At 74.0% G+C, this 24,092-nt stretch carries 22 protein-coding genes; 11 read left to right on the forward strand and 11 right to left on the reverse strand.

Features of this window, described 5'->3' with window-relative positions:
* Nucleotides 1-708 precede the first annotated feature (708 nt).
* Nucleotides 709-1,707, forward strand: coding sequence for a tryptophan--tRNA ligase (trpS, locus tag AC07FY_RS09970; protein WP_479003226.1), 999 nt, complete (start codon nucleotides 709-711; stop codon nucleotides 1,705-1,707).
* A gap of 82 nt (nucleotides 1,708-1,789) precedes the next feature.
* On the opposite strand, the gene proC is transcribed toward trpS, so the two are convergent.
* From proC to AC07FY_RS09995, 5 genes are all read right to left on the reverse strand, one after another.
* The gene (proC, locus tag AC07FY_RS09975; protein WP_479003229.1) at nucleotides 1,790-2,599 is read right to left on the reverse strand and encodes a pyrroline-5-carboxylate reductase; all 810 of its coding nucleotides are present in this window, start codon (nucleotides 2,597-2,599) and stop codon (nucleotides 1,790-1,792) included.
* A gap of 138 nt (nucleotides 2,600-2,737) precedes the next feature.
* On the reverse strand, nucleotides 2,738-3,475 hold the full coding sequence (locus AC07FY_RS09980) for an ABC transporter permease (protein ID WP_479003231.1): 738 nt from the start codon (nucleotides 3,473-3,475) through the stop codon (nucleotides 2,738-2,740).
* Nucleotides 3,472-4,308, reverse strand: a complete 837-nt coding sequence (locus tag AC07FY_RS09985; RefSeq protein WP_479003234.1) for an ABC transporter ATP-binding protein — start codon at nucleotides 4,306-4,308, stop codon at nucleotides 3,472-3,474. Before AC07FY_RS09985 ends, AC07FY_RS09980 begins: the two co-directional genes overlap by 4 nt.
* Before the next feature lie 81 nt (nucleotides 4,309-4,389).
* Nucleotides 4,390-4,947 carry a hypothetical protein gene (locus tag AC07FY_RS09990; protein WP_479003237.1) on the reverse strand — a complete coding sequence of 186 codons (558 nt, stop codon included), beginning with the start codon at nucleotides 4,945-4,947 and terminating at the stop codon, nucleotides 4,390-4,392.
* A gap of 92 nt (nucleotides 4,948-5,039) precedes the next feature.
* The gene (locus tag AC07FY_RS09995; protein WP_479003240.1) at nucleotides 5,040-5,342 is read right to left on the reverse strand and encodes a peptidase; all 303 of its coding nucleotides are present in this window, start codon (nucleotides 5,340-5,342) and stop codon (nucleotides 5,040-5,042) included.
* A gap of 105 nt (nucleotides 5,343-5,447) precedes the next feature.
* On the opposite strand from AC07FY_RS09995, the gene AC07FY_RS10000 reads away from it, so the two are divergent.
* Complete coding sequence (locus tag AC07FY_RS10000; protein WP_479003243.1) at nucleotides 5,448-7,616, forward strand: serine/threonine-protein kinase; 2,169 nt, start codon at nucleotides 5,448-5,450, stop codon at nucleotides 7,614-7,616.
* Nucleotides 7,617-7,740: 124 nt separating this feature from the next.
* On the opposite strand, the gene ilvD is transcribed toward AC07FY_RS10000, so the two are convergent.
* From ilvD to AC07FY_RS10020, 4 genes are all read right to left on the reverse strand, one after another.
* Nucleotides 7,741-9,591 carry a dihydroxy-acid dehydratase gene (ilvD, locus tag AC07FY_RS10005; protein ID WP_479003246.1) on the reverse strand — a complete coding sequence of 617 codons (1,851 nt, stop codon included), beginning with the start codon at nucleotides 9,589-9,591 and terminating at the stop codon, nucleotides 7,741-7,743.
* Between the two features lie 128 nt (nucleotides 9,592-9,719).
* Nucleotides 9,720-10,349 carry a TetR/AcrR family transcriptional regulator gene (locus AC07FY_RS10010; protein ID WP_479003248.1) on the reverse strand — a complete coding sequence of 210 codons (630 nt, stop codon included), beginning with the start codon at nucleotides 10,347-10,349 and terminating at the stop codon, nucleotides 9,720-9,722.
* The gene (locus AC07FY_RS10015; RefSeq protein ID WP_479003251.1) at nucleotides 10,346-11,254 is read right to left on the reverse strand and encodes a sugar phosphate isomerase/epimerase family protein; all 909 of its coding nucleotides are present in this window, start codon (nucleotides 11,252-11,254) and stop codon (nucleotides 10,346-10,348) included. The genes AC07FY_RS10010 and AC07FY_RS10015 overlap by 4 nt, the downstream gene beginning before the upstream one ends.
* A 189-nt stretch (nucleotides 11,255-11,443) precedes the next feature.
* Complete coding sequence (locus AC07FY_RS10020; RefSeq protein ID WP_479003254.1) at nucleotides 11,444-12,382, reverse strand: Ppx/GppA family phosphatase; 939 nt, start codon at nucleotides 12,380-12,382, stop codon at nucleotides 11,444-11,446.
* Nucleotides 12,383-12,559: 177 nt separating this feature from the next.
* Between AC07FY_RS10020 and AC07FY_RS10025 the strand changes: the two genes are divergently transcribed.
* Nucleotides 12,560-13,297, forward strand: a complete 738-nt coding sequence (locus tag AC07FY_RS10025; protein ID WP_479004503.1) for a DUF3109 family protein — start codon at nucleotides 12,560-12,562, stop codon at nucleotides 13,295-13,297.
* 50 nt (nucleotides 13,298-13,347) lie between these two features.
* Here AC07FY_RS10025 and AC07FY_RS10030 read toward each other — a convergent pair whose 3' ends face one another.
* Nucleotides 13,348-15,081 (reverse strand): BACON domain-containing protein, encoded by a 1,734-nt coding sequence (locus AC07FY_RS10030; protein WP_479003257.1) that lies wholly within the window; start codon nucleotides 15,079-15,081, stop codon nucleotides 13,348-13,350.
* A 169-nt stretch (nucleotides 15,082-15,250) separates the two neighbouring features.
* Here AC07FY_RS10030 and radA point away from each other — a divergent pair, with 169 nt between their 5' ends.
* Both radA and disA read left to right on the forward strand, forming a co-directional pair.
* Nucleotides 15,251-16,663 (forward strand): DNA repair protein RadA, encoded by a 1,413-nt coding sequence (radA, locus tag AC07FY_RS10035; RefSeq protein ID WP_479003258.1) that lies wholly within the window; start codon nucleotides 15,251-15,253, stop codon nucleotides 16,661-16,663.
* A 166-nt stretch (nucleotides 16,664-16,829) separates the two neighbouring features.
* A complete protein-coding gene (gene disA / locus AC07FY_RS10040; protein WP_479003260.1) occupies nucleotides 16,830-17,954 on the forward strand; it encodes a DNA integrity scanning diadenylate cyclase DisA in 1,125 nt (374 codons plus the stop codon).
* 35 nt (nucleotides 17,955-17,989) lie between these two features.
* Here disA and AC07FY_RS10045 read toward each other — a convergent pair whose 3' ends face one another.
* Entirely contained in the window at nucleotides 17,990-18,793 is an 804-nt protein-coding gene (locus AC07FY_RS10045; protein ID WP_479003263.1) for a hypothetical protein, read from the reverse strand.
* A gap of 158 nt (nucleotides 18,794-18,951) precedes the next feature.
* Here AC07FY_RS10045 and AC07FY_RS10050 point away from each other — a divergent pair, with 158 nt between their 5' ends.
* The 6 genes from AC07FY_RS10050 (at nucleotide 18,952) to cseC (ending at nucleotide 24,035) form a co-directional block, all read left to right on the forward strand.
* The gene (locus AC07FY_RS10050) at nucleotides 18,952-19,593 is read left to right on the forward strand and encodes a phosphatase PAP2 family protein (RefSeq protein WP_479003266.1); all 642 of its coding nucleotides are present in this window, start codon (nucleotides 18,952-18,954) and stop codon (nucleotides 19,591-19,593) included.
* Nucleotides 19,590-20,537: an HhH-GPD family protein gene (locus AC07FY_RS10055; protein ID WP_479003269.1), complete on the forward strand. Its 948-nt coding sequence runs from the start codon at nucleotides 19,590-19,592 to the stop codon at nucleotides 20,535-20,537. Before AC07FY_RS10050 ends, AC07FY_RS10055 begins: the two co-directional genes overlap by 4 nt.
* A 195-nt stretch (nucleotides 20,538-20,732) precedes the next feature.
* Entirely contained in the window at nucleotides 20,733-21,293 is a 561-nt protein-coding gene (locus tag AC07FY_RS10060; protein ID WP_069920779.1) for a SigE family RNA polymerase sigma factor, read from the forward strand.
* A complete protein-coding gene (locus tag AC07FY_RS10065; RefSeq protein WP_479003273.1) occupies nucleotides 21,281-21,973 on the forward strand; it encodes a hypothetical protein in 693 nt (230 codons plus the stop codon). The genes AC07FY_RS10060 and AC07FY_RS10065 overlap by 13 nt, the downstream gene beginning before the upstream one ends.
* Before the next feature lie 44 nt (nucleotides 21,974-22,017).
* Entirely contained in the window at nucleotides 22,018-22,731 is a 714-nt protein-coding gene (gene cseB, locus AC07FY_RS10070; protein ID WP_479003276.1) for a two-component system response regulator CseB, read from the forward strand.
* Complete coding sequence (gene cseC / locus AC07FY_RS10075; RefSeq protein WP_479003279.1) at nucleotides 22,728-24,035, forward strand: two-component system sensor histidine kinase CseC; 1,308 nt, start codon at nucleotides 22,728-22,730, stop codon at nucleotides 24,033-24,035. The genes cseB and cseC overlap by 4 nt, the downstream gene beginning before the upstream one ends.
* Nucleotides 24,036-24,092 lie beyond the last annotated feature (57 nt).

Here is a 24,092-nt window from a genome sequence, read left to right on the forward strand (position 1 = left end):
AGGAACGGACGCTTCCTTCGTACTCACCCTCTCGGGCTTTCCTCCGGGCTTCGTTCTGCTTTCCTGCTGTTCTTGCGTTTCCGACTCTATCAGACTCTTTCGGGCCCGATTTCCCCGGTGCTTTCCAGTTCCCGCGCTTTCGCGCTTTCCCTTTCCGGCGATTCCGACTCTATCAGATCCTTTCGGGCCTGACCCCCGGTCAGCGGGGCTTGCCTGCGGGGCTGTTGGGCCCTTGCGGCGAGTGAGACAGTAGCGGATTCCCCGCCCCCGAACCTAATCGGCGGCGGCGTCCTCGGACGCGGATTCCTCATTCGCAAATACGCATGAAAACGGGACGACAAAGTGAGTCGTTCGTTCGAATGTGTAGGTGCGGGATGGCTGTCCGGGGACCGACCGGGGTCGGCGCTCACTTCGGACAACTCGAAGAACCTTACGGATCGGGTACACCTGTGTCAACCCCCGACTGGCCGGCCGCGCTCGGCGCAAACCTCTCGTCGCCTTCCTCCCGTTCCGTCTAGGGTGGTGCCATGACTTCGCATGCGCTCACGCTCAACCTCCGTTGGTGGGCCGCCTGACGGCGGCCGACGCAACCCGAGCACGCATGCGCTCACGGCCGCCGCTCCGGCGGCCGTTCTGTTTGCTCCCCCGGGAGTGGTCCGGTCGCCCCACGCGGCGGTCCCCCACCACACCCACGAGGGAGAGCAGGACATGACCACCGTCTTCAGCGGAATCAAGCCGACCGGGCACCTGACCCTGGGAAACTACCTGGGCGCCGTACGCCAGTGGGTCGCCGCCGACCAGCAGCCGGACGAGGCCCTGTTCTGCGTCGTCGACCTGCACGCCCTGACCGTCGAGCACGAACCGGCCCGCGTACGGCGGCTGACCCGCCAGGCGGCGACGCTGCTGCTCGCCGCCGGGCTCGATCCGCAGCGGTGCACGCTGTTCGTGCAGAGCCACGTCGACGAGCACACGCGGCTGGCGTACCTGCTGGAGTGCACCGCCACCGACGGAGAGCTGCGCCGGATGATCCAGTACAAGGAGAAGGCGGCGACGGCGCAGGCCGCCGGGAACGGCGTGCGGCTGTCGCTGCTCACCTATCCGGTGCTGATGGCCGCCGACATCCTCGCCTACCGGGCCGAGGAGGTGCCCGTGGGTGAGGACCAGCGCCAGCACGTCGAGCTGACCCGGGATCTGGCCGTGCGCTTCAACCAGCGGTACGGGCACACGTTCACGGTGCCCCGGGCCACGCACCCGGCGGTGGCCGCCCGGGTCATGGACCTCCAGGAGCCCACCTCGAAGATGGGGAAGACCGGGGCGGACGGCACGGGCGTCGTCTACCTGCTCGACGAACCGGAGGTCGTGCGCAGGAAGGTGATGCGGGCCGTCACCGACAGCGGCGTCGGCGGCGTCGTCCACGACCGGGCGGCGCGCCCCGGAGTCGCGAACCTGCTGGACATCCTGGCCGCCTGTACGGGCGGGGACCCGGTACGGCTCGCCGACGGCTACACCGGGTACGGCGCGCTGAAGCGGGACGTCGCCGACGCGGTGGTCGAGCTGCTGCGGCCGGTGCGGGAGCGGCATGCCCGGCTGGCGGCCGATCCGGCGGAGGTGGACAAGGTGCTGCGGGAGGGTGCGGACCGGGCCCGGGGGCTGGCGCGGCCGGTGGTCGACCGGGCGTACGGGGCCATCGGGCTGCTCGCTCCGTAGAGCCGCCGTGGAGTTCCGCGGCCGCGTGGACGACGGCTGACGGGTACGGGCCGCCGGACGGCCGGCGGCCCGTACGCGCGGCTCAGCTGTTGCCGGAGGCGAGCTCGCGGCTGCGGTCGCGGGCCGCTTCGAGGGCGGCGATCAAAGCGGCGCGCACGCCGTGGCGTTCGAGCTCGACGATCGCGTTGATCGTCGTACCGGCCGGGGAGGTGACGGCCTCGCGGAGCTTGACCGGGTGCTCGCCGCTGTCGCGGAGCATCACGGCGGCGCCGATGGCGGCCTGCACGATCAGGTCGTGGGCCTGGGCGCGGGGCAGGCCCAGGAGGATCCCGGCGTCGGTCATCGCCTCCACCAGGAAGTAGAAGTACGCCGGTCCTGACCCGGACAGGGCGGTGGCCGCGTCCTGCTGGGACTCCGGGACGCGCAGGGTCTTGCCGACGCCGCCGAAGATCTCCTCGGTGTGGGCGAGGTGCGCGGCGGTGGCGTGACTGCCGGCCGAGATGACGGACATGGCCTCGTCGACGAGGGCGGGGGTGTTCGTCATGACGCGGACGACGGGGGTGCCGGGCGCGAGGCGCTCCTCGAAGAAGGAGGTCGGGATGCCGGCGGCGCCGCTGATGACCAGGCGGTCGGCGGGGACGTGCGGGGCGAGCTCGTCGAGGAGCCTGCCCATGTCCTGCGGCTTGACGGTGAGGATGAGGGTGTCGGCGCGCTTGGCGGCCTCGGCGTTGCTCACGGCCTCGACGCCGTAGCGGGCGTGGAGTTCCTCGGCGCGTTCCGGGCGGCGGGCGGTGACGAGGAGCTTGGAGGCGGGCCGGCCGCCGCGGATCATCCCGCTGAGCAGGGCCTCGCCGATCTTGCCGGTACCGAGGACTGCGACTGTCTGGGTCATGCCGGATTCACCTCGCCGAACGCGCTGCGTATGTCTGCGTATGACTGCGTACGGGATCATCCTTGCACTCGAGGCGGGGGGCCGGGGGCGGTGTCCGGTCCGTGGGCGGCCGCCGAGCCGGCCGCCCGGCCGGCCGTGCTAGGGGGTGCGGCGGCGGAGGGTGGCCGCGCCGAGGGCGAGGACGAGCAGGGCGCAGCCGGCGACGATCACGGCGTCGCGGACGAAGTCGGCGGTCATGTCGGTGTGGCTGAGGACCTGGCTCATGCCGTCGACCGCGTAGGACATGGGCAGGACGTTCGAGACGCCCTCGAGGACGGGGTGCATGGTGTCGCGGGCCGCGAACAGGCCGCACAGGAGCAGTTGCGGGAAGATCACCGCCGGCATGAACTGGACGGCCTGGAACTCCGAGGCGGCGAAGGCGGAGACGAAGAGTCCGAGCGCGGTGCCGAGGAGGGCGTCGAGGAGGGCCACGAGGAGCAGCAGCCAGGGGGAGCCGACGACGTCGAGGCCGAGGAGCCAGAGGGCGAGCCCCGTGGCGAGGAGGGACTGGAGGGCGGCGACGGCGCCGAAGGCGAGGGCGTAGCCGGCGATGAGGTCGCCCTTGCCGAGCGGCATGGCGAGGAGGCGTTCCAGGGTGCCGGAGGTGCGCTCGCGCAGGGTGGCGATGGAGGTCACCAGGAACATGGTGATGAGGGGGAAGATCCCGAGGAGTGCGGCGCCGATGCCGTCGAAGGTGCGCGGGTCGCCGTCGAAGACGAAGCGGAGCAGCGTCAGCATCAGGACGGGGACCAGCAGCATCAGGGCGATGGAGCGGGGGTCGTGGGCGAGCTGGCGCAGGACTCGGCCGGCGGTGGCGGTGGTGCGGGCGGTGTTCATCGCTGGGGCTCCCGGGCTGCGGTGGCGTCGGCGGCGGCCTGGTCGACGAGGCGGAGGAAGCCCTCCTCGACGGTGGTGGAGTCGGTACGGGCGCGCAGGGCGTCGGGGGTGTCCTGGGCGAGGATGCGGCCCTCGCGCATGAGGAGCAGGTCGTGGCAGCGCTCGGCCTCGTCCATGACGTGCGAGGAGACGAGGATGGTGGCTCCGCGGGTGCGGGTGATCTCGTGGAACAGGTTCCACAGGTCGCGGCGCAGGACGGGGTCGAGGCCGACGGTGGGTTCGTCGAGGACGAGGAGCTCGGGGGTGCCGAGCAGGGCGACGGCCAGCGAGACGCGGCTGCGCTGGCCGCCGGAGAGGTTGCCGGCGAGGGCGTCGGCGCGGGTGGTGAGGTCGACGTCGGTGATGGCCTGCCGTACGGCGGCGGCGCGGCGGTCGGCGGCGGCGCGGCCGGGGTCGAGGACCGCGGCGAAGTAGGCGAGGTTCTGCCGGACGGTGAGGTCGTCGTAGACGGAGGGCGCCTGGGTGACGTAGCCGATGCGGGAGCGGAGCTCGGCGTGGCCGGCGGGGCGGCCGAGGACGTCGAGGGTGCCGGTGACGCGGGCCTGCGTGCCGACGACGGCGCGCATGAGGGTGGACTTGCCGCAACCGGAGGGGCCGAGGAGGCCGGTGATGCGGCCGCGGGAGACGTCGAAGGCGATGTGGTCGAGGACGGTGCGGGGGGCTCGGCCGGTGCCGCGCCGGACGGTCAGGCCGGCGGCGTGCACGGCGGCCCCGGCGGGGGCGGCCGGGGCTTCCCGGGTGCGTGGGGCTCCTTCGGGCAGATTATTCATCATGTGATGAATAATGCGCCCGGCTGGGCCGGGGGTCAATCCCGGGGAAGCGGGGGAAGCAGGCTCTCGGGGAGGAGCCGCCGGCTATTTCTTGCGCTTGGGGCGGCGCGCTGCCGGGTTGCCCGTGCGGGAGCTGCGGCGGCGGGCGAAGTCGGCCACGGCGCGCTCGTACTCGGCGCGGCGCAGCTTCTCGCCCGGTGCCTCGACGAGGCAGCGCAGGAAGTACGCGATGAGGGAGCCGATGAAACCGATCGCCTTCAGGCCCTTCAGGGCGGCCTCGTCGGAGGAGGGGGCCGGGCGGCGGCCGAAGGACTCCCAGGTCTTGGCGAAGGCGATGGAACTCGCGATCGCGAAGAGGACGACGACGGAGATGCTGAGGAAGGGCCCGACGTTGCCGAGCTCCAGGCCCTCGTAGGAGAGGCGGAGCAGCAGCGCGGCGGCGACGGCGGTGACCAGCGACCCGGCGGCGACGGCGGCGCGGCGCAGGGCGTAGCCGCCGTCGTGGTGCACCCAGGTGGTGCCGAAGAAGCGGATCGGCTCGGGCTCGGGTCCGGCGGCGGCCGGAGCCGGCTCGGCGGCCGGGACCGGCTTCGCTGCCGGGGCCGGCTCGGCGGGGGTCTGGTCGCGCTGGTCGTCGTTCACACCGGCGATTATTCCCCGCCGCACCGGCTGGACCGAGCGTGTCTCACGTGTCAGACGGGCGGCCGCCCACGGCCTGCTCCGAAAGACGCGGCCTAACCGCAGCGCGCGGCGACGTAGCCGTCGCTGCCGGTCTTGACGTAGGCGTCGGAGACGAACTGGCCGTTGCCGACGCAGTCCCAGAGGTTGGTCGTGCCGTACGGGCCGGAGACGGTGGTGCCGGCGCACTGGCAGCGGATGGCCACCCGGGCCCCGAGCGGCAGGACGGCGACGACCGGGTAGCCGGTGCCCGGGCCGCTGCGCACGTTGAGCTGGACGCCGGGTGCGACCGGGTAGGACGTGTAGCCGGATTCCCCGGCCAGGGTCTGGACGTCGTTCGCCGCGTCCTCAACTGCCATCGGTCATTCCCCCCTTGAGCATGACGCTCTGCAACTCGCGCAGGGTAGCAGGCCCTTGCCGCTTCATATGCGCCATCGACTAGGCTCCGGCGGGGGTGGTCGGCAGTGCATCCACTGCGCGCGGAGCGGGCCGGTTTTCCGGAGTACGCCGGGCAGTACCGGCTGGAATCCGTCCTGGGTTCCGGAGGCATGGGAGTGGTGCATCTGGCCACCTCGCCGTCCGGACTGCGGCTCGCGGTCAAGGTCGTCCACGGGCAGCACGCGCGCGATCCGGAGTTCCGGGCCAGGTTCCGCCAGGAGGTCGCGGCCGCCCGGCGGGTGAGCGGTGCGTTCACCGCGCCCGTCGTGGACGCGGACCCCGATGCCGAGCGGCCGTGGATGGCGACCCTGTTCATCGACGCCCCCACGCTCGCCGAGCAGGTACGGGAGCGGACCCTCGGACCCGGGGCGCTGGCCAGGCTCGGTGCCGGGCTGGCCGAGGCGCTGCGGGACATCCACCGGGCCGGTGTCGTGCACCGGGACCTCAAGCCCGGCAACGTCCTGATGGCGGCGGACGGGGTGCGGGTCATCGACTTCGGGATCTCCCGGCCCGCCGACAGCGATGTGCGGACCGAGACCGGAAAGCTGATCGGGACACCGCCGTTCATGGCGCCCGAGCAGTTCCAGCGGCCGCGGGAGGTCGGTCCGGCGGCCGACGTGTTCGCGATGGGGGCGGTCCTCGTCCACGCGGCGACCGGGCGCGGGCCGTTCGACTCCGACAGCCACTACCTGGTCGCTTACCAGGTGGTGCACAGCGAACCGGACCTGACGGGGGTGCCGGCCTCCCTGGTCCCGGTCATCACGCGCTGCCTGGCGAAGGACCCCGCCGACCGGCCGACGCCCGACGCCCTGCTGGGAGAGCTGCGCGCCGCCGCGTACCCCACGGGGGAGGAGACCCGCGCCTTCATCCCCCAGCCGCGGCGGCCGGTCCCGGTGGCGGTGCCGTCCGCCGCCGACGATGTCACGCACCGGCGCGTACGGGTCCCCGAGGGCCCGGTGGCGCGGCGCCGGCCGCGACGGCTCCTGCTCGCGCTCGCCCTCGCGCTGCTGCTGTCGGGCGGAGCCGCCGGAGCCTACGCCCGGTTCGGCGGCGGTGAGGACCCGGGGCAGCGGCGTACGGCGCCGCCTCCGCGGGGAGCGGCCGCGTCCGCGCCGTCCCCGGCCCCGTGGTCGGTTCCCCTCGGTGACCGCGCCCCCGGAAACACGGTGTCGGGGTGCGCGGCCGGGCCCGGCGCGCTGTACTGCTCGACGCCGGGCCTGGTCGCGGCCCGGCTGGACCCGGCCGACGGCGCGGTCGTCTGGTCGGTGCCCGCCCCGGGCACGGGCCCCCGTACGGCGGGCGCGACCGCCATCGCCCCCGCCCTCACGGCCGCCGGGAACGGTGGCCTCGTACTCGCCGCGACCCCCGGCAGCGGGCTGCTCCGGGCGCTGGATCCGGCGACGGGCGCGCCGCGGTGGCAGAAGGACGTCGCCCCGCACGCGACCGTGCTGCCGGCCGGCGCGAAGGTGCTGGTGGCCGGGGCGGACGGGACGGTCACGGCGCTCGACGCGGCCACCGGCGAGGCCGGCTGGAGCAGGCGCCCGGGGCGGACGGGCTCCGTGTGGCTCACCGGTCCCGAGCAGCCGGGGGGCACCCCAGACCTGTACGTGTCGACGCGCGCGGACGACGGCGGGTCCTCGCAGGTCTCGGCGGTCGATCCGGCCGACGGCACGGTGCGCTGGCAGCTGCGCGCTCCCGGGCTGCTCAAGCCGGTGGGGGTGGCGCAGGGCGGTCTGTACCTGCTGGCGGGTGATCTGCAGGGGATGTCGGTCGCGGTCGTACGGGTCGACCTCGCCACGCGGGCGGTACGGCGCACTCCGCTGGCGGTCGCGCAGTTGCAGGCCGAGGCGGCCGTGGGACCGGACGGGGTCGTCTACCTCATCGGCGTCTCGGGGGCGCTGACGGCGATCGACGGCGAGAAGGAGGCGTGGCGGCTGGAGACGGCCGTGGCGGCGGCCTCCCGGCCGGTCGTCGACGGCGACCGGCTGTTCTTCATGGCGGCCGACGGGCGGCTGATCGCGGTCGACGCCCGGGCCGGACGCCCGGCCGGGCAGACCGACCCCCGGATGGGGACGGGGCGGGGCACCTTCACGGCCACGGTCCCCCCGCCGGTGGTCGCCGACGGGCGGGTGTACGGCAGTGCCCCCGACGGGACGGTGTTCTCGGTGGCCGCCGCCGACCCCTCGGCGTGGTGAAGCCGCCGACCCGCGGTGAACGCCCGGGGGGCCGCTCGACGCCCCTGACGCGTGGCGCGCGTGGCGAACGCGCGAGGCCCCGCACCGGCGGGGTGCGGGGCCTCGCGGAGGTTCGGCGCGGGGGTCAGCCCAGGCGGGAGACGTCCCGGACAGCGCCCTTGTCGGCGCTCGTGGCCATGGCCGCGTAGGCGCGCAGGGCGGCGGAGACCTGGCGCTCGCGGTTCTTCGGCGCGTAGACCCCGCCGAGGGCCGCGTGGCGGGCCGCCAGCGTCTCCTGGTCGACCAGCAGCTCGATGGACCGGTTGGGGATGTCGATCCGGATCCGGTCGCCGTCCTCGACGACCGCGATGTCGCCGCCGGAGGCCGCCTCCGGGGAGGCGTGGCCGATGGACAGGCCCGAGGTGCCGCCGGAGAAGCGGCCGTCGGTCACCAGGGCGCACACCTTGCCCAGTCCGCGGCCCTTGAGGAACGACGTCGGGTAGAGCATCTCCTGCATGCCGGGGCCGCCGCGCGGGCCCTCGTACCGGATGACGACGACATCGCCCGGCTTGATCTCCTTGCGCAGGATCTTGTCGACGGCCTCGTCCTGCGATTCGCAGACGACGGCCGGGCCCTCGAAGGTCCAGATCGACTCGTCCACGCCGGCCGTCTTCACCACGCAGCCGTCGACGGCGATGTTGCCGCGCAGCACGGCGAGGCCGCCGTCCTTGGAGTACGCGTGCTGGACGGAGCGGATGCAGCCGCCCTCGGCGTCGAGGTCGAGGGTCTCCCAGCGCTCGGACTGGGAGAAGGCGGTGGCGGAGCGCTTGCAGCCGGGGGCCGCGTGCCACAGCTCCATGGCCTCCTCGGAGGCGGTGCCGGAGCGGGCGTCCCACTGCGCGAGCCAGTCCTCCAGGCCGTCCGAGTGGACCGTGGTGACGTTCTTGTTGAGCAGTCCGCCGCGGTGCAGCTCGCCGAGGATGGCCGGGATGCCGCCGGCCCGGTGGATGTCCTCCATGTAGTACGTGCCGCCGGGCGCCACGTTCGGGGCGACCTTGGCCAGGCACGGGACGCGGCGGGAGACCTCGTCGATGTCGGTGAGGTCGTACTCCAGGCCCGCTTCCTGGGCCGCGGCCAGCAGGTGCAGGATCGTGTTCGTGGAGCCGCCCATCGCGATGTCCAGGGCCATGGCGTTCTCGAAGGCCTCGCGGGTGGCGATGCTGCGCGGCAGGACGGAGTGGTCGTCCTGCTCGTAGTGGCGCCTGGTGATCTCGACGACCGTGCGGCCGGCCTCCTCGTACAGGGCGCGCCGGGCGGTGTGGGTGGCCAGGACCGAGCCGTTGCCCGGCAGGGCCAGGCCGATGGCCTCGGCGAGGCAGTTCATCGAGTTGGCGGTGAACATGCCCGAACACGACCCGCAGGTCGGGCAGGCGTTCTCCTCGATCCGCAGGACGTCCTCGTCGGAGACGTTCTCGTTGGAGGCGTCGACCATCGCGTCGATCAGGTCGAGCTTGCGGACGGTGCCGTCGACGAGGGTGGCCTGGCCGGCCTCCATCGGGCCGCCGGAGACGAACACGACCGGGATGTTGAGGCGCATCGCGGCCATCAGCATGCCCGGCGTGATCTTGTCGCAGTTGGAGATGCAGATCAGCGCGTCGGCGCAGTGCGCTTCGACCATGTACTCGACGCTGTCCGCGATGAGGTCGCGGGAGGGCAGCGAGTACAGCATGCCGGCGTGGCCCATGGCGATGCCGTCGTCGACGGCGATCGTGTTGAACTCGCGCGGGATGGCGCCGGCGGCTCGGATGGCGTCGGAGACGATCCGGCCGACGGGGGCCAGGTGCGTGTGGCCGGGGACGAACTCGGTGAAGGAGTTGGCGACCGCGATGATCGGCTTGCCGATGTCCTCGCTCGCTACGCCCGACGCACGCATAAGGGCGCGTGCGCCCGCCATGTTGCGGCCGTGGGTGACGGTGCGGGACCTCAGCTCGGGCATCGGGTTCACTCCCCATGAGTGCGACCGGCCCCTGCGGGCGCGGCCACGGCTGTGGATATGGATCAGTTACGAGGTTACGCCTCCGGCCCGGGATACGGACGGCGCGTCCGCATGCCGGGATGGGCGGCTCATTCCTCGGTCAGATAGCGCTGGAGGGTGGGGGCCACCAGGGCGACGATGTCATCCGGATCGGCGGACGCGAGGGGCTCGACCTGGACGACGTAGCGCAGGATCGCGATGCCGACCATGTGGGAGGCGGCCAGTTCGGCGCGGAAGGTCGGGTCGGGCACGTCGAGGTCGGCGGCGACCCTCTCCAGGACCCGACGCAGGACCAGCCCGCGCAGCACCTTCGCGGCGGCCTCGTGCGTGAGGGCGGAGCGGATCACGGCGAGCAGCGGGACCCGGGTGACCGGGTTCTCCCACACCCCGAGGAAGTACCGGGCCAGCCGCTCCCCGATGCCGTCCGGGCCCTCCCCGATGATCGCGGGGACGATCAGGGCCGGCTCCATGCTCAGCTCGATGGCGGCGGCGAAGAGGTCGTCCTTGCTGCCGAAGTAGTGGTGGACCAGGGCCGGGTCCACGCCGGCGGCCTTGGCGACGCCGCGTACGGAGGTCTTGTCGTAGCCGCGCGCGGCGAACTCGGAGCGGGCGGCGAGGCGAATGCGCTCCTGGGTGCCGGGGCCCTCCTCCACCTCGTCCTGGCGGGGCCGGCCGGGGCCGCGGCGGCGCTTGACGGGCTCGGGCCGGGGCTCGGTCACGGCCGCCGGGCCCTGCCGCGGGACGCCCCGCCGCGGGAGGAACCGTCGCGGGGGGACCCGTCTCGGGAGGCCCCGTCGCGCGGCGCCCGCTCGCGCGGTGCGGGGGTGGCGGCGAGGTGCAGGCGGGTGAAGGCGAGCGCCTCGGCGAGGTCGGCCTCGCGCTCGGCCGACGACATGGCGCGCCGCGTGTTGACCTCGATCACCACGTGCCCGTCGAAGGAGCCGAGGGCGAGCCGCTCCAGCAGCTCGGCGCAGGGCTGCGTACCGCGGCCCGGGACCAGGTGCTCGTCCTTCGCCGAGCCGTTCCCGTCGGCGAGGTGGACGTGCGCGAGCCGGTCCCCCATCCGGTCGATCATCCCCAGGGCGTCGGTCCGGGCGGTCGCGGTGTGCGACAGGTCGACGGTGAAGTGCCGGTAGTCGTCCTTCGTGACGTCCCACTCGGGCGCGTAGGCGAGCATCTCGCGGTCCCGGTAGCGCCAGGGGTACATGTTCTCGACGGCGAACCGGACGTCGGTCTCCTCGGCCATCCGCCAGATCCCGCTGACGAAGTCCCGCGCGTACTGCCGCTGCCAGCGGAACGGCGGGTGCACCACGACCGTGGAGGCGCCCAGCCGCTCGGCCGCCGCCCGGGCGCGCCGGAGCTTGGTCCAGGGGTCGGTCGACCACACCCGCTGGGTGATCAGCAGGCAGGGGGCGTGGATCGCGAGGATCGGCACCTGGTGGTGGTCGGACAGCCGGCGCAGCGCGTCGACGTCCTGGCTGACCGGGTCGGTCCAGACCATGACCTCCACGCCGTCGTAGCCGAGGCGCGCGGCGATCTCGAAGGCGGTCGCCGTGGTCTCCGGATAGACGGAGGCGGTGGACAGGGCGACTTTCGCGGTCGGGACAAGGACTGGTTCTGCCACGGAGACAGGGTACGGGGTGCGGGAGGGCCGGCCCCGGGCGCGTGGCCCGAAGCGGCGTTCAGGCGGGGCGCGTACCGGTCTTCAGGCGGGGCGCGTAGCGGTCTTCCGACGCGGCCCGTCGCGGATGCGAGGCGTGGCCGCTCGCGGCCCGGAGGTGCGGTTCGTCGGCCCCCGGACGTGGTCCTTCGGTCAGGACTGCCCCGTCGGCAGGTGGTCCAGCCTGCGCAGGATGACGCCCTCGCGCAGTGCCCACGGGCAGATCTCCAGGTCGTCGACCCCGAACAGGTCCATCGCGCCCTCGGCGACCAGCGCTCCGGCCAGCAGCTGGTGCGCCCGGCCCTCCGAGACGCCGGGCAGTTCCGCCCGCTGGGCCGTGGTCATCGAGGCCAGCCGCGGCACCCACTCCTCCAGCGACGCGCGGCTCAACTCGCGCTGCACGTGGAGGCCCTCCGCCGAGCGGGCGGCGCCCGCGATGCGGGCCAGCTGCTTGAAGGTCTTCGACGTGGCCACGACGTGGTCCGGGGTCCCGAAGCGGCTGAACTCGCGCACCGTCCGCGCGATCTCCGCCCGCACGTGCCGGCGCAGGGCCCGGATGTCGAGGGCGTCCGGCGGATCACCCGGGAGCCAGCCCGCCGTGAGGCGGCCCGCACCCAGCGGGAGGGAGACGGCCGCGTCCGGCTCCTCGTCGATGCCGTAGGCGATCTCCAGCGAGCCGCCGCCGATGTCGAGGACCAGCAGCTTCCCCGCCGACCAGCCGAACCAGCGGCGGACGGCCAGGAACGTGAGCCGCGCCTCGTCCTCGCCGCTCAGCACGGCAAGGTCGACACCGGTCTCCGCCTTGACGCGGGCCAGGACCGCGTCCGCGTTGGTGGCCTCGCGCACGGCGCTGGTGGCGAAGGGCAGCACGTCCTCGCACCCCTTGTCCTCGGCGGCCTGCACCGCGTCGGCGATCACCGCGACGAGGCGCTCTATGCCCTCGGACGTGACGGCGCCCGCGTCGTCGAGGAGCTCCGCCAGCCGCATCTCCACCTTGTGCGAGTGCGCCGGCTGCGGGCGCGCGCCGGGGTGCGCGTCCACCACCAGCAGGTGGACCGTGTTCGAACCCACATCGAGGACACCGAGTCTCATAGGGGGGAACGCTACTGCGGGCAACGCGCGGGCCTCACGGGAGGGGCGCATACGCTTGGGTTTGTGCCACATACGAAGAAGGCCAAGCAGACCGGGTCCGGCGACAAGGCGGGGGCCAAGGCCGCCAAGGCCGGGGCCGCCGCGCTCGCGGCCGCGCGGGCCGCCGACGAGAAGGGCCTGGACTTCCCCAGGGCCTGGGTGGAGTTCCCCGACCCCGCCGACGAGGAGCAGGTCTTCCGCTGCGACCTGACCTGGCTCACCTCCCGCTGGACCTGCATCTTCGGCAGCGGCTGCCAGGGCATCCAGGCGGGCCGGGCGGCGGACGGCTGCTGCACGCTCGGCGCGCACTTCTCCGACGAGGACGACGAGAAGCGCGTCGCCGGGCACGTGGCCCGGCTGACCCCCGAGCTGTGGCAGTTCCACGACGTGGGCAGCGAGTCCGGCTGGACGCAGGACGACGACGACGGGGAGAAGCAGACCCGCCGGTGGGACGGCGCGTGCATCTTCCTCAACCGGCCGGGCTTCCCCGCCGGCGCCGGCTGCTCCCTGCACATCCTGGCGCTGAGGGAGGGCCGGGAGCCGCTGGAGACCAAGCCCGACGTCTGCTGGCAGCTGCCGGTCCGCCGTACCTACGAGTGGATCGACCGGCCCGACGACACCCGGGTGCTCCAGGTGTCGATCGGGGAGTACGACCGGCGCGGCTGGGGCCCGGGCGGGCACGACCTGCACTGGTGGTGCACGTCGGCGACCTCCGCGCACGGCGCCGGGCAGCCGGTGTACGTGTCGTACCGCCCCGAGCTGATCGAGCTGATGGGCAAGGAGGCGTACGAGGAGCTGGTGAAGCTGTGCGAGGCACGGCTCGCCTCGCTGCTGCCGATGGCCCCGCACCCGGCCGACCCGGCGCCCCCGGCTTAGCCGTTCCCCGGCCCGGGTCCCCCGCCTGGGCTTTCCGTCGGCGCCGGCCGTCAGGTCGTCGGGGCCGACGGGTCGGGCTCCGGCTCCGGGTCGGGTTCCGGTGACGCCGTTCCTCCCGACGTCGGCGTGGGCGTCGGGGTCGGAGTGGGCGTGGGGGTCGGATCCGGGGTCGGCGTGGGGCTCGGCGGCGGGGTGGGCGTGGGAGTCGGGTCCGGAGTCGACGGCGGCTCCGGGGCCGGGGCCGGGCGCCCCCGGCCGTGGATGGAGACGACCGCGCCGGCGGGATCCACACCCACCCGGGCCGTCCAGCTCCCCACGGGCTGCGCCTGGCGGTCGACGCTGATCCACAGAGTGACCGATTCTCCAGGGGCCAGCGTGCCCGCCGTCCGGCTCGCGTGCAGCCAGGGCGCGTCGGACCACAGCCGCCAGTCCACCGGGGCGCCGCCGGACGCGGTGAGGGTGAGCAGCGTGGTGCTTCCGCGGGAGGACGCGGCCACGGTGAGCCGGCCGGGGGCGCCGGGCCGGTCGGAGGCCGGCGCGGGTCCGGTGCTGATCACCTCGACGGAGACGTCGGGTCCGGCGCCGCCGGGGGCGAACGCGACCCCGCCGGTGGTGGAGGAGGTGTTCCCGGCGTTCTCGTAGGCGGCCAGCGGGTGCCCGCCGACGTGCGGCGGCAGGGGGAGGTCGGTCTCGCTCGCCGAGATGCGGGTGGCGGCCTCGCCGACGGGATCGCCGCCCTCCGGCGCGCCCCGGTGAGCGGCCCACAGGGCCAGGACCGGCGCGGCGACGACCGTGGCCACCACGGTGGTGGTCACCGCCCGGGCCCGCATGCGGTCGCGGCGCGCCGCCCGGTCCTTGGGGTCCATCGGGAAGCCGGTGCGGTCGAAGCGCGGCGCGGGCCGCCGCCCCCGCCCGCCGGAGCGGAGCATCGCCGCGTGGACGGCGGTGCGGGGCGCCGGGACGAGCGGCAGGGCCGTGGTCCCGGTGCCGCCGGAGCCGGGCCAGGGGGCTGCGGCCCCGACGCGTTCGGCGACGCGGCGGCAGCGCGGGCAGTCGTCGACGTGGCGGACGAGCTCGGCGCGCAGGGTGGTGGACAGCAGGACCTGCCCGTCGCCGGTGAGCCGGGAGACGCTGGGGCAGTTGCCCGTCTCCACCACGGCGAGGGCGGTCCGGGTGCGCTCCACCTCGCAGGCGGCGCCGGACAGCAGCTCGCGGGCGGCGGCCGGGGGCGTGCCGATGACGGCGGCCAGTTCGGTGACGCCGAGGCGGTGGCGGACGGCCAGTTCCAGGGCCTCGCGCTGCTCGGGCGTGGTCCCGGCGGCCTCGGGCCACGCCAGCCGGGCCAGCTCGGTACGGCGGTACGCGCTCACGTCAAGCGTCCGGCGGGCGCCGCCGGGCGGTCTGCCTTCCGTCTCCCCGTCCGGCGCACGTCCCGGATCGGCGTGCCCCGGCGCACGCCGGGCGCAGTGCGTTCCCTGTCGTACGCGCCGCTGCTCCGCCAGCCGGTGCAGGCAGCCCCAGCGCGCCAGCGCGTAGAGCCAGGCCCGCCGGTCCCCTTCGTCGGGGCAGCGGCCGGGGTGCCGTTCGGCCACGGCGAGCACGTCGCCCAGCACGTCGGTGGCGGTGTCGTGGTCGCACAGGACGGAGAGGCAGTAGGTGAACAGGCCGTCGAGGTAGGGCTCGTGCCGGAAGGGCGGCGGCGCCTCCCCCTCACGGCCCGTGCGCCCTTGCGCCCGGTGTGCGCCGGAGCGTGACGAGGAGTGGGCTTGGCTGCTGCTGTTCACTCGGCGACCGTAGGCGGCGCGCCGGGATACCTCCGGAAGCCTTACCCGGATTTAGCCCTTACGGGTGAACAGATCGGTGGAGCGCTGACGGGGCGGTTGCCGGGTGCGGCCCGGCGGCAGAGGGGCGGCGGCGACGGCGTTGTCGGTGCCGGCGGCTACCGTGTGCGGCATGGCTGCCCGCACCGCTCGTTCATCCGCCAAGGACCGGCCGTCCTACCGCTGCACCGAATGCGGCTGGACGACCGCGAAGTGGCTCGGGCGGTGTCCCGAATGCCAGGCGTGGGGCACCGTCGAGGAGATGGGCGCGCCTGCCGTGCGGACCACCGCCGCCGGCCGGGTGTCGACCGCCGCCGTGCCGATCGCCCAGGTCGACGGCCGGACGGCGACCGCGCGCAGCACCGGCGTGGACGAGCTGGACCGGGTGCTCGGCGGCGGACTCGTGCCGGGCGCCGTGGTGCTGCTCGCCGGGGAGCCCGGCGTCGGCAAGTCGACGCTCCTGCTCGACGTCGCGGCGAAGGCGTCGAGCGGCGACCACCGCACGCTGTACGTCACGGGCGAGGAGTCCGCGAGCCAGGTGCGGCTGCGCGCCGACCGGATCAACGCGCTCAGCGACCACCTCTACCTGGCGGCCGAGACCGACCTCTCCGCCGTACTGGGGCACCTGGACGCGGTGAAGCCCTCCCTCCTCATCCTGGACTCCGTCCAGACCGTCGCCTCCCCCGAGATCGACGGCGCACCGGGCGGCATGGCCCAGGTCCGCGAGGTCGCCGGGGCCCTGATCCGCGCCTCCAAGGAGCGCGCCATGTCCACCCTCCTCGTCGGCCACGTGACCAAGGACGGGGCGATCGCCGGCCCCCGCCTGCTGGAGCACCTGGTGGACGTGGTGCTGAGCTTCGAGGGGGACCGGCACGCCCGCCTGAGGCTGGTGCGCGGCGTCAAGAACCGGTACGGGGCCACCGACGAGGTGGGCTGCTTCGAGCTGCACGACGAGGGGATCACCGGGCTCGCCGACCCGAGCGGCCTGTTCCTCACCCGGCGCGCCGAGGCGGTCCCCGGCACCTGCCTGACGGTGACGCTGGAGGGCAAGCGCCCGCTGGTCGCCGAGGTGCAGGCGCTGACGGTGGACTCGCAGATCCCCTCGCCCCGGCGCACCACCTCGGGCCTGGAGACCTCGCGCGTCTCGATGATGCTGGCGGTGCTGGAGCAGCGCGGCCGGATCACCGCGCTGGGCAAGCGCGACATCTACAGCGCCACGGTGGGCGGGGTGAAGCTGACCGAGCCGGCCGCCGACCTGGCGATCGCGCTGGCCCTGGCCTCCGCCGCCAGCGACGTCCCGCTCCCGAAGAACCTGGTGGCGATCGGCGAGGTCGGCCTGGCCGGCGAGGTGCGCCGGGTGACCGGCGTGCAGCGGCGGCTCGCGGAGGCGCACCGGCTCGGGTTCACCCACGCCCTGGTGCCGTCGGATCCGGGCAGGGTGCCGGCCGGCATGAAGGTGACGGAGGTCGCCGACATGGGCGACGCGCTGCGGGTCCTGCCGCGCGGGCGCTCCCGCACGCCGGCCAAGGAGCGGGACGGGTCGTAGCGGCACCGGGCCCGGAGGCGGTCCCTTGCTGGTCAGAGGGCCCCTGCGGGCTCCGAGCGGGCCCCGCCCGGCCAAGCCACGGCGGGGCCGCAGCGCACGCCGGTAGACTTCGGGATGGTCCGCCCGGCCGTACGCAGGCGGCGCAACCCGCGACCGGAGGAGTGCAGTGGCAGCCAAGGACGGGGCAGCAGCATCCGGCAAGTCGGGCGCGAGCTCCAAGCAGGAGGCCATGATGCGCGCCTCGCTGAGCGCGGTCGCACCTGGTCAGCCCCTGCGTGACGGCCTGGAACGGATTGTCCGCGGCAACACCGGCGGCTTGATCGTGCTGGGCATGGACAAGTCGGTCGAGGCCATGTGCACCGGTGGTTTCGTGCTGGACGTGGAGTTCACGGCGACCCGGCTGCGCGAGCTGTGCAAGCTCGACGGCGCGCTCATCCTGGACAAGGACATCACCAAGATCCTGCGGGCCGGCGTCCAGCTGGTGCCGGACGCGTCCATCCCCACGGAGGAGACGGGCACCCGGCACCGGACCGCGGACCGCGTCTCCAAGCAGTGCGGCTTCCCGGTGGTGTCGGTGTCGCAGTCGATGCGGCTGATCGCGCTGTACGTGGACGGGGAGCGGCGGGTCCTGGAGGAGTCCGGGGCGATCCTGTCGCGGGCGAACCAGGCGCTGGCCACGCTCGAGCGGTACAAGCTGCGCCTCGACGAGGTCGCGGGCACGCTGTCGGCGCTGGAGATCGAGGACCTGGTCACGGTCCGTGACGTGACGGCGGTCGCGCAGCGGCTGGAAATGGTCCGCCGGATCGCGACCGAGATCGCCGAGTACGTCGTGGAACTCGGCACCGACGGCCGGCTGCTCTCGCTCCAGCTGGACGAGCTGACGGTGGGGATCGAGCAGGAGCGGGAGCTGGTGATCCGGGACTACGTGCCGGAGCCGACGGCGAAGCGTTCCCGCACGGTCGAGGAGGCCCTGCCGGCCCTGGACGCGCTGTCGCACCCCGAGCTGCTGGAGCTGGGGATCGTGGCGCGGGCGCTGGGCTACACCGGTTCGCCGGAGACGCTGGACTCGGCGGTGTCGCCGCGCGGGTACCGGCTGCTGGCGAAGGTGCCCCGGCTGCCCGGCGCCATCATCGAACGTCTGGTGGAGCACTTCGGGGGCCTGCAGAAGCTGCTGGCGGCGAGCGTGGACGACCTGCAGACGGTGGACGGCGTGGGCGAGGCCCGCGCGCGCAGCGTCCGCGAGGGCCTGTCCCGCCTGGCCGAGTCCTCGATCCTGGAGCGGTACGTCTGAGGCGTGTCTTCCGGACCTGATCCGGAAGACACTCCCTAGTCCTGCTTCAGTACGAAAGAGGTCCGGGCGACCGGCATGCCCGGGGCCTTGACCTCGACCACGTAGGTGGCCGGACCGGCGGCGCCCGCCGGAGGCGTCTGGCACTGGTCGGGGGCACTGAACCCGCGGTTCCATTCGAGCGACTGCTTCGTCTCCCCTTGCGCGGGGAGCCGGAAGAACGCGCTGCCCGGGCCCGTGGGGCAGTCCGCCGAGGACCACACCGCCTTGCCGGTGCTCGCCTGAAGGATGGTCAGGACCGCCTGACGCGGCCCGAGATCGACCTTGCAGGTGGCGCCGGTGACATTGCGGGCGACGAGTTCGAGACGGGGCTTCTCGTTCGCCTCGTACTCGTTCTTCACGCTCTTGACCTCCCACTGCAGTGCCGTCGGCACGCACGTGGGCAGGGCCGGGTCCGCCGGGACCGGGGCGCCGCCGCCCTGGCCGGCGCCCGCGTCGGAGCCGGCCGCCCCGCCGGTGCCCGTACCGCTGCCCGGTTCGCCGTTCTTGCCCGCGCCGGCGGAGCCCCCGCCCTCGGAGCCGGTGCCGCCCGCGCCCGACTCCCCGCGGCCGCCCGGGGCCTGGCTGATCGCCGGGCCCGTGCCCGACGGGCCGGGGGTGATCGGGGCGTGCGGATCGGGCCGGCCCTGGCCCTTGCCGTTCGTACTCGACTTCCCCCCGCCGGAACTGACGGTCCATACGGCGAGGAGCGCCAGGAGCGCGACGACGGACGCCAGCACGGCCCTCCGTCGCCAGTAGATGGAGGAGGGGAGCGGCCCGACCGGATTGCGCAGAGATCCCACGGACGGAACTTTACGAGAATCCGCGGCCCGATCGGCGCCCCCCATGCCGCGCCGCGGGTTTGTTCTGCGGATGATCAGTCCGGAGGCGCAGCCGGAGCGCAGGAAATCGGCCATGAGTTTGATGCGGGACCCCTGATCTGTCAGTACCGTCGGTGACCATGGACAGCACCGCCCTCTACATCGACGTCACCGAGTTCGCCCGCACCACGCCCGGCTGGGTGCGATCGGCGTTCGCACACTGGACGGAGTACGGGCTGCTGCTCTTCGGCGTCCTCTTCCTGGCCGTCTGGTGGCGTTCGCGCCGGCGGGCCGACCCCCGGGCGGTCGCGCTCGCCGTCCTGGCCCCGGTGGTCACGGTCGCCGCCTACGCCGTGTCGGAGCTGGTGAAGTCGGTGGTGGACGAGGAGCGGCCGTGCCGGGCGGTCGCCGGGGCCGTCGCCCCGCTCGTGGCCTGCCCGCCGACCGGCGACTGGTCCTTCCCCAGCAACCACTCGGCCCTCGCCGGCGCCGCCGCGGTCGCGCTGGTCATGGCCGCGCGCCGGCTCGCGCTGCTGACCGTCCCGCTCGCCCTGCTGATGGCCTTCTCCCGCGTCTTCGTCGGCGTGCACTACCCGCACGACGTGGCGATGGGCCTGCTGCTGGGCGGTTCGCTGGCCGCCCTGCTCGTCCTGGCGCTCACCGGCCCGGGCGGCCGGGCCGTCGCCGCCGTGCGGGCGAGCGGCGCACCGTCAGTTGTCCGGTTCACCGGCCCGGGCCCCGCACGGGAGGGACGAAACGTGTCAGGATGCCGTCTGCCATGACTGCATCCCCCCTCGCCTCCGCCGCGTCCCCCGACTCCTCCGGCTCCCCCGACTCCGAGTCCCCGGCCGTCCCGCACGCCCTGCACTCGCCCGTCATCGCATGGTTCGACGAGCACGCCCGCGACCTGCCCTGGCGCCGCCCCGAGGCCGGCGCCTGGGGGGTCATGGTCAGCGAGTTCATGCTCCAGCAGACCCCGGTCAGCCGCGTCCTTCCGGTGTACGAGCAGTGGCTCGCCCGCTGGCCCCGCCCCGCCGACCTGGCCGCCGAGGCGCCGGGCGAGGCCGTACGGGCCTGGGGGCGGCTGGGCTACCCGCGCCGGGCGCTGCGGCTGCACGGCGCGGCCGTCGCGATAACGGAGCGGCACGGGGGCGATGTACCGCGCGAGCACGCGCAGCTCCTCGCGCTGCCGGGGATCGGCGAGTACACCGCGGCCGCCGTGGCCTCCTTCGCGTACGGGCAGCGGCACGCCGTGCTCGACACCAACGTCCGGCGGGTCTTCGCGCGCACCGCCACCGGGGTCCAATACCCGCCGACCGCCACCACCGCCGCCGAACGCCGGCTGGCCCGGGCCCTGCTGCCCGCGGACGAGAGCACCGCGGCCCGCTGGGCGGCGGCCTCGATGGAGCTCGGCGCGCTGGTGTGCACCGCCAAGAACCCGGCCTGCGCCCGCTGCCCGGTCGCCGGACTGTGCGCGTGGCGCCTCGCCGGGAAGCCGGCGCACGAGGGGCCGCCGCGGCGCGGGCAGACCTACGCCGGGACGGACCGGCAGGTGCGCGGCCGGCTGCTCGCCGTGCTCCGGGAAGCGCTGGAACCCGTACCGCAGGCCGTGCTCGACACGGTCTGGGACGAGCCGGTGCAGCGCGCCCGGGCCCTCGACGGACTGGTCTCCGACGGGCTGGTAGAACCTCTGGAGGGGGCGATGTACCGGTTGCCGCAGACCTGACCGGAGCAACCGGTAGTCGACTCAACGATTCCGCTTCCAGGGCCGAAATCCCCAGCTCACGGGCGCTGTTACACAACCTATGGGTGTCCGTGCGTCCACCGAAGTCTGGCCCGCACAGGCTCGTGACAACCCCTCCGTACCGTCTGATCCGCAAGGCAGCGGACGAGCGGTTGCACGGAACGGAGGCGGTCTGAGATGGCGCACGGCGAGGTACTCGAATTCGAGGAGTACGTACGCACTCGGCAGGACGCGCTGCTGCGCAGCGCCCGGCGCCTGGTTCCGGACCCCACCGACGCGCAGGACCTGCTGCAGACCGCCCTCGTGCGCACCTACGGCCGCTGGGACGGGATCGCCGACAAGTCCCTGGCCGACGCCTACCTGCGCCGCGTCATGATCAACACGCGTACCGAGTGGTGGCGTGCCCGCAAGCTCGAAGAGGTCCCCACCGAGCAGCTCCCCGACGCCTCCGTGGAGGACGGCTCGGACCAGCGCGCCGACCGCGCCCTGCTCATGGACATCCTCAAGGTGCTCGCGCCCAAGCAGCGCAGCGTGGTCGTGCTGCGACACTGGGAGCAGATGAGCACGGAGGAGACGGCTGCCGCGCTCGGGATGTCGGCGGGTACCGTGAAGAGCACGCTGCACCGCGCGCTGGCCCGCCTCCGGCAGGAGCTGGAGAGCCGGGACCTGGACATGCGTGCGCTGGAACGCGGTGACCACACCATCCGGTACGAGGGGCGTGAACGGTGCGCGGCCTGAACGGCCCACGACTGACCGGCAGACGGTCGCTGATCCTGGTGTCGGCGGGGACGGTCGTCCTCGTCGGCACAGCCGTGTTCGCGGTCGGTTGCGCCACGGGCGGTACCGGCCTGCGCGACGGCGGCCCCGCCCGGACGGACCCGGTGGCCAAGGCCGCCCCGACCACCGCCTCCCCCGACCCCTCCTCCGCGGCGTCCGCGGCCGCCTCCGGCAAGCCGTTGAAGAAGGTCGACCCGGTGGCGCTGCTGAAGGCGGACCCCAAGGTCAGCGCCGAGGTCAAACGGGACCTCAAGCCCTGCACGGGCAGGGAGTACCCCGTCGACGTCAGCTACGGGAAGGTCACCGGCAGCGCCGTCGTCGACATCGTGGTCAACGTCCTGTCGTGCGCCGACGCGCTCGGACGCGGCTCCTACGTGTACCGCGCGGACGGCGCGACGTACGAGAATGTCTTCTCGGACGAGCAGCCGCCCGTCTACGCGGAGATCGACCGGGGCGATCTGATCGTCACCAAGCAGGTCTACGCCAAGAGCGACCCGCTCGCCTACCCGTCCGGCGAGGACGTCATCACCTACCGCTGGGACGGCGAGCGGTTCACCGAGCAGGACCGGGTGCACTCCGAATACAGCAACGTGGTCGACGGCGGCAGCCAGCCCGCGCCGGCCCCGTCCCAGAAGAACTGACTGCCGCACAACCGAGTACCGAGGAACCGAGGCGAGGCTCCCGCATGGCCGAGACCCATGTCCTGTTCGTGGAGGACGACGACGTCATCCGTGAGGCCACGACCCTGGCGCTGGAACGCGACGGGTTCGTCGTCACCGCCATGCCCGACGGCCTGTCCGGCCTGGAGTCCTTCCGGGCGAACCGGCCCGACATCGCCCTCCTCGACGTGATGGTCCCCGGCATGGACGGCGTCAGCCTGTGCCGCCGCATCCGCGACGAGTCCACCGTCCCGGTGATCATGCTGTCGGCGCGCGCCGACTCCATCGACGTGGTGCTGGGCCTGGAGGCGGGCGCCGACGACTACGTCACCAAGCCGTTCGACGGCTCGGTGCTCGTCGCCCGGATCCGCGCGGTGCTGCGCCGCTTCGGCCACGCGGGCGGGCCGCGCAACGGTGGTCCGGGCTCCGTCGACGAGGGACAGGACGACGAGCGCGGGGTGCTCTCCTTCGGCGACCTGGAGGTCGACACGGAGGGCATGGAGGTGCGCAAGGCGGGCGCGGCCGTGGCGCTGACCCCGACCGAGATGCGGCTGCTGCTCGAGTTCTCCTCCGCGCCCGGCACCGTCCTGTCGCGCGACCGGCTGCTGGAGCGGGTCTGGGACTACGACTGGGGCGGTGACACCCGGGTCGTGGACGTCCACGTCCAGCGGCTGCGCACCAAGATCGGACAGGACCGGATCGAGACGGTCCGGGGCTTCGGATACAAGCTCAAGGCATGAGGCGGTTCACCCTGCGCACGGGGATCCGCTGGAAGATCACCATCGCCGTCGCCGCCGTGGGCGCGCTCACGGCCGTCGCGCTGAGCCTGGTGGTGCACAGCGCCGCCCGCGTGTCCATGCTGGAGAGCGCCCGCGAGGTGCAGCTGGACCGCGTGCAGTTCATCTCCCGCAATGCCGAGGCCGGCCGCAAGCCGCCCATGGGCGCCAAGCTCAACGACCCCGACCTGCCGGCCCCGCTGCGGGAGAAGGCGCGCTCCGGGCGGCGCGGCACCTACGTCCAGGAGTCCGCGAAGGGGGCTCCCGAGGTGTGGGCCGCGGTCCCCCTCGAGAACGGGCAGGTGCTGTCGCTGCACACGCAGTTCCGGGAGAGCGCCAACATGGTGCGCGACCTGGACCGGGCGCTGGTCGTCGGCTCCCTGGCCGTGGTCGTGGGCGGTTCGGCGCTGGGCGTGCTGATCGGCGGGCAGATCTCGCGCCGGCTGCGCAAGGCCGCGGCGGCCGCGCAGCGGGTGGCGCACGGGGACCCCCAGGTGCGGGTGCGGGACGCGGTCGGGGGCGTCGTACGGGACGAGACGGACGACCTCGCGCGGGCGGTGGACGCCATGGCCGACACCCTCCAGCAGCGGCTGGAGGCCGAGCGGCGGGTGACCGCGGACATCGCGCACGAGCTGCGGACCCCGGTGACGGGCCTGCTGACGGCGGCCGAACTGCTGCCTCCGGGCCGGCCGACCGAGCTCGTACGGGACCGCGCGCAGGCGATGCGCGTGCTGGTCGAGGACGTGCTGGAGGTGGCCCGGCTGGACAGCGCGTCCGAGCGGGCGGAGCTGCAGGACGTGGCGCTCGGCGAGTTCGTCGGCCGGCGGGTGCGGGCGCTGATGCCGGAGGCGTCGGTACGGGTCGTCGCGGACGAGATCGTCAGCACCGACCCGCGGCGCCTGGAGCGGATCCTGGGCAACCTGCTGGCCAATGCCGCGCGCTACGGGCAGCCGCCGGTCCAGGTCGACGTGGAGGGCCGGGTCGTGCGGATCCGGGACCACGGGCCGGGCTTCCCCGAGGCGCTGCTGCGCGAGGGACCGAGCCGCTTCCGCACCGGGTCGACGGACCGGGCCGGGGTGGGGCACGGACTGGGGCTGACCATCGCCGAGGGGCAGGCGCGGGTCCTGGGCGCCCGGCTGACCTTCCGCAACGTGGCCGCCCCGGGCGGCTACGACCGCGAGGGCCGCGCGGCGGGCGCGGTGGCGGTGCTGTGGCTCCCGGAGCACGCGCCGACGGCGACGGGCAGCTTCCCGGTGATCACCCCGTAGGAGCGCGCCGGCGGGGTGGCGGTGCGTCGGCAAGCCGGGGGTCGCGGATCCGTACCG

This window comes from Streptomyces sp. NPDC045967, assembly GCF_056430495.1.

Coding starts and splice junctions, on each gene's coding strand:
- trpS (WP_479003226.1), top strand. CDS start 709: ATGACCACCGTCTTCAGCGGAATCAAGCCGACCGGGCACCTGACCCTG.
- proC (WP_479003229.1), bottom strand. CDS start 2,599: ATGACCCAGACAGTCGCAGTCCTCGGTACCGGCAAGATCGGCGAGGCC.
- AC07FY_RS09980 (WP_479003231.1), bottom strand. CDS start 3,475: ATGAACACCGCCCGCACCACCGCCACCGCCGGCCGAGTCCTGCGCCAG.
- AC07FY_RS09985 (WP_479003234.1), bottom strand. CDS start 4,308: ATGATGAATAATCTGCCCGAAGGAGCCCCACGCACCCGGGAAGCCCCG.
- AC07FY_RS09995 (WP_479003240.1), bottom strand. CDS start 5,342: ATGGCAGTTGAGGACGCGGCGAACGACGTCCAGACCCTGGCCGGGGAA.
- ilvD (WP_479003246.1), bottom strand. CDS start 9,591: ATGCCCGAGCTGAGGTCCCGCACCGTCACCCACGGCCGCAACATGGCG.
- AC07FY_RS10020 (WP_479003254.1), bottom strand. CDS start 12,382: ATGAGACTCGGTGTCCTCGATGTGGGTTCGAACACGGTCCACCTGCTG.
- radA (WP_479003258.1), top strand. CDS start 15,251: ATGGCTGCCCGCACCGCTCGTTCATCCGCCAAGGACCGGCCGTCCTAC.
- AC07FY_RS10050 (WP_479003266.1), top strand. CDS start 18,952: ATGGACAGCACCGCCCTCTACATCGACGTCACCGAGTTCGCCCGCACC.
- AC07FY_RS10055 (WP_479003269.1), top strand. CDS start 19,590: ATGACTGCATCCCCCCTCGCCTCCGCCGCGTCCCCCGACTCCTCCGGC.
- AC07FY_RS10060 (WP_069920779.1), top strand. CDS start 20,733: ATGGCGCACGGCGAGGTACTCGAATTCGAGGAGTACGTACGCACTCGG.
- cseB (WP_479003276.1), top strand. CDS start 22,018: ATGGCCGAGACCCATGTCCTGTTCGTGGAGGACGACGACGTCATCCGT.
- cseC (WP_479003279.1), top strand. CDS start 22,728: ATGAGGCGGTTCACCCTGCGCACGGGGATCCGCTGGAAGATCACCATC.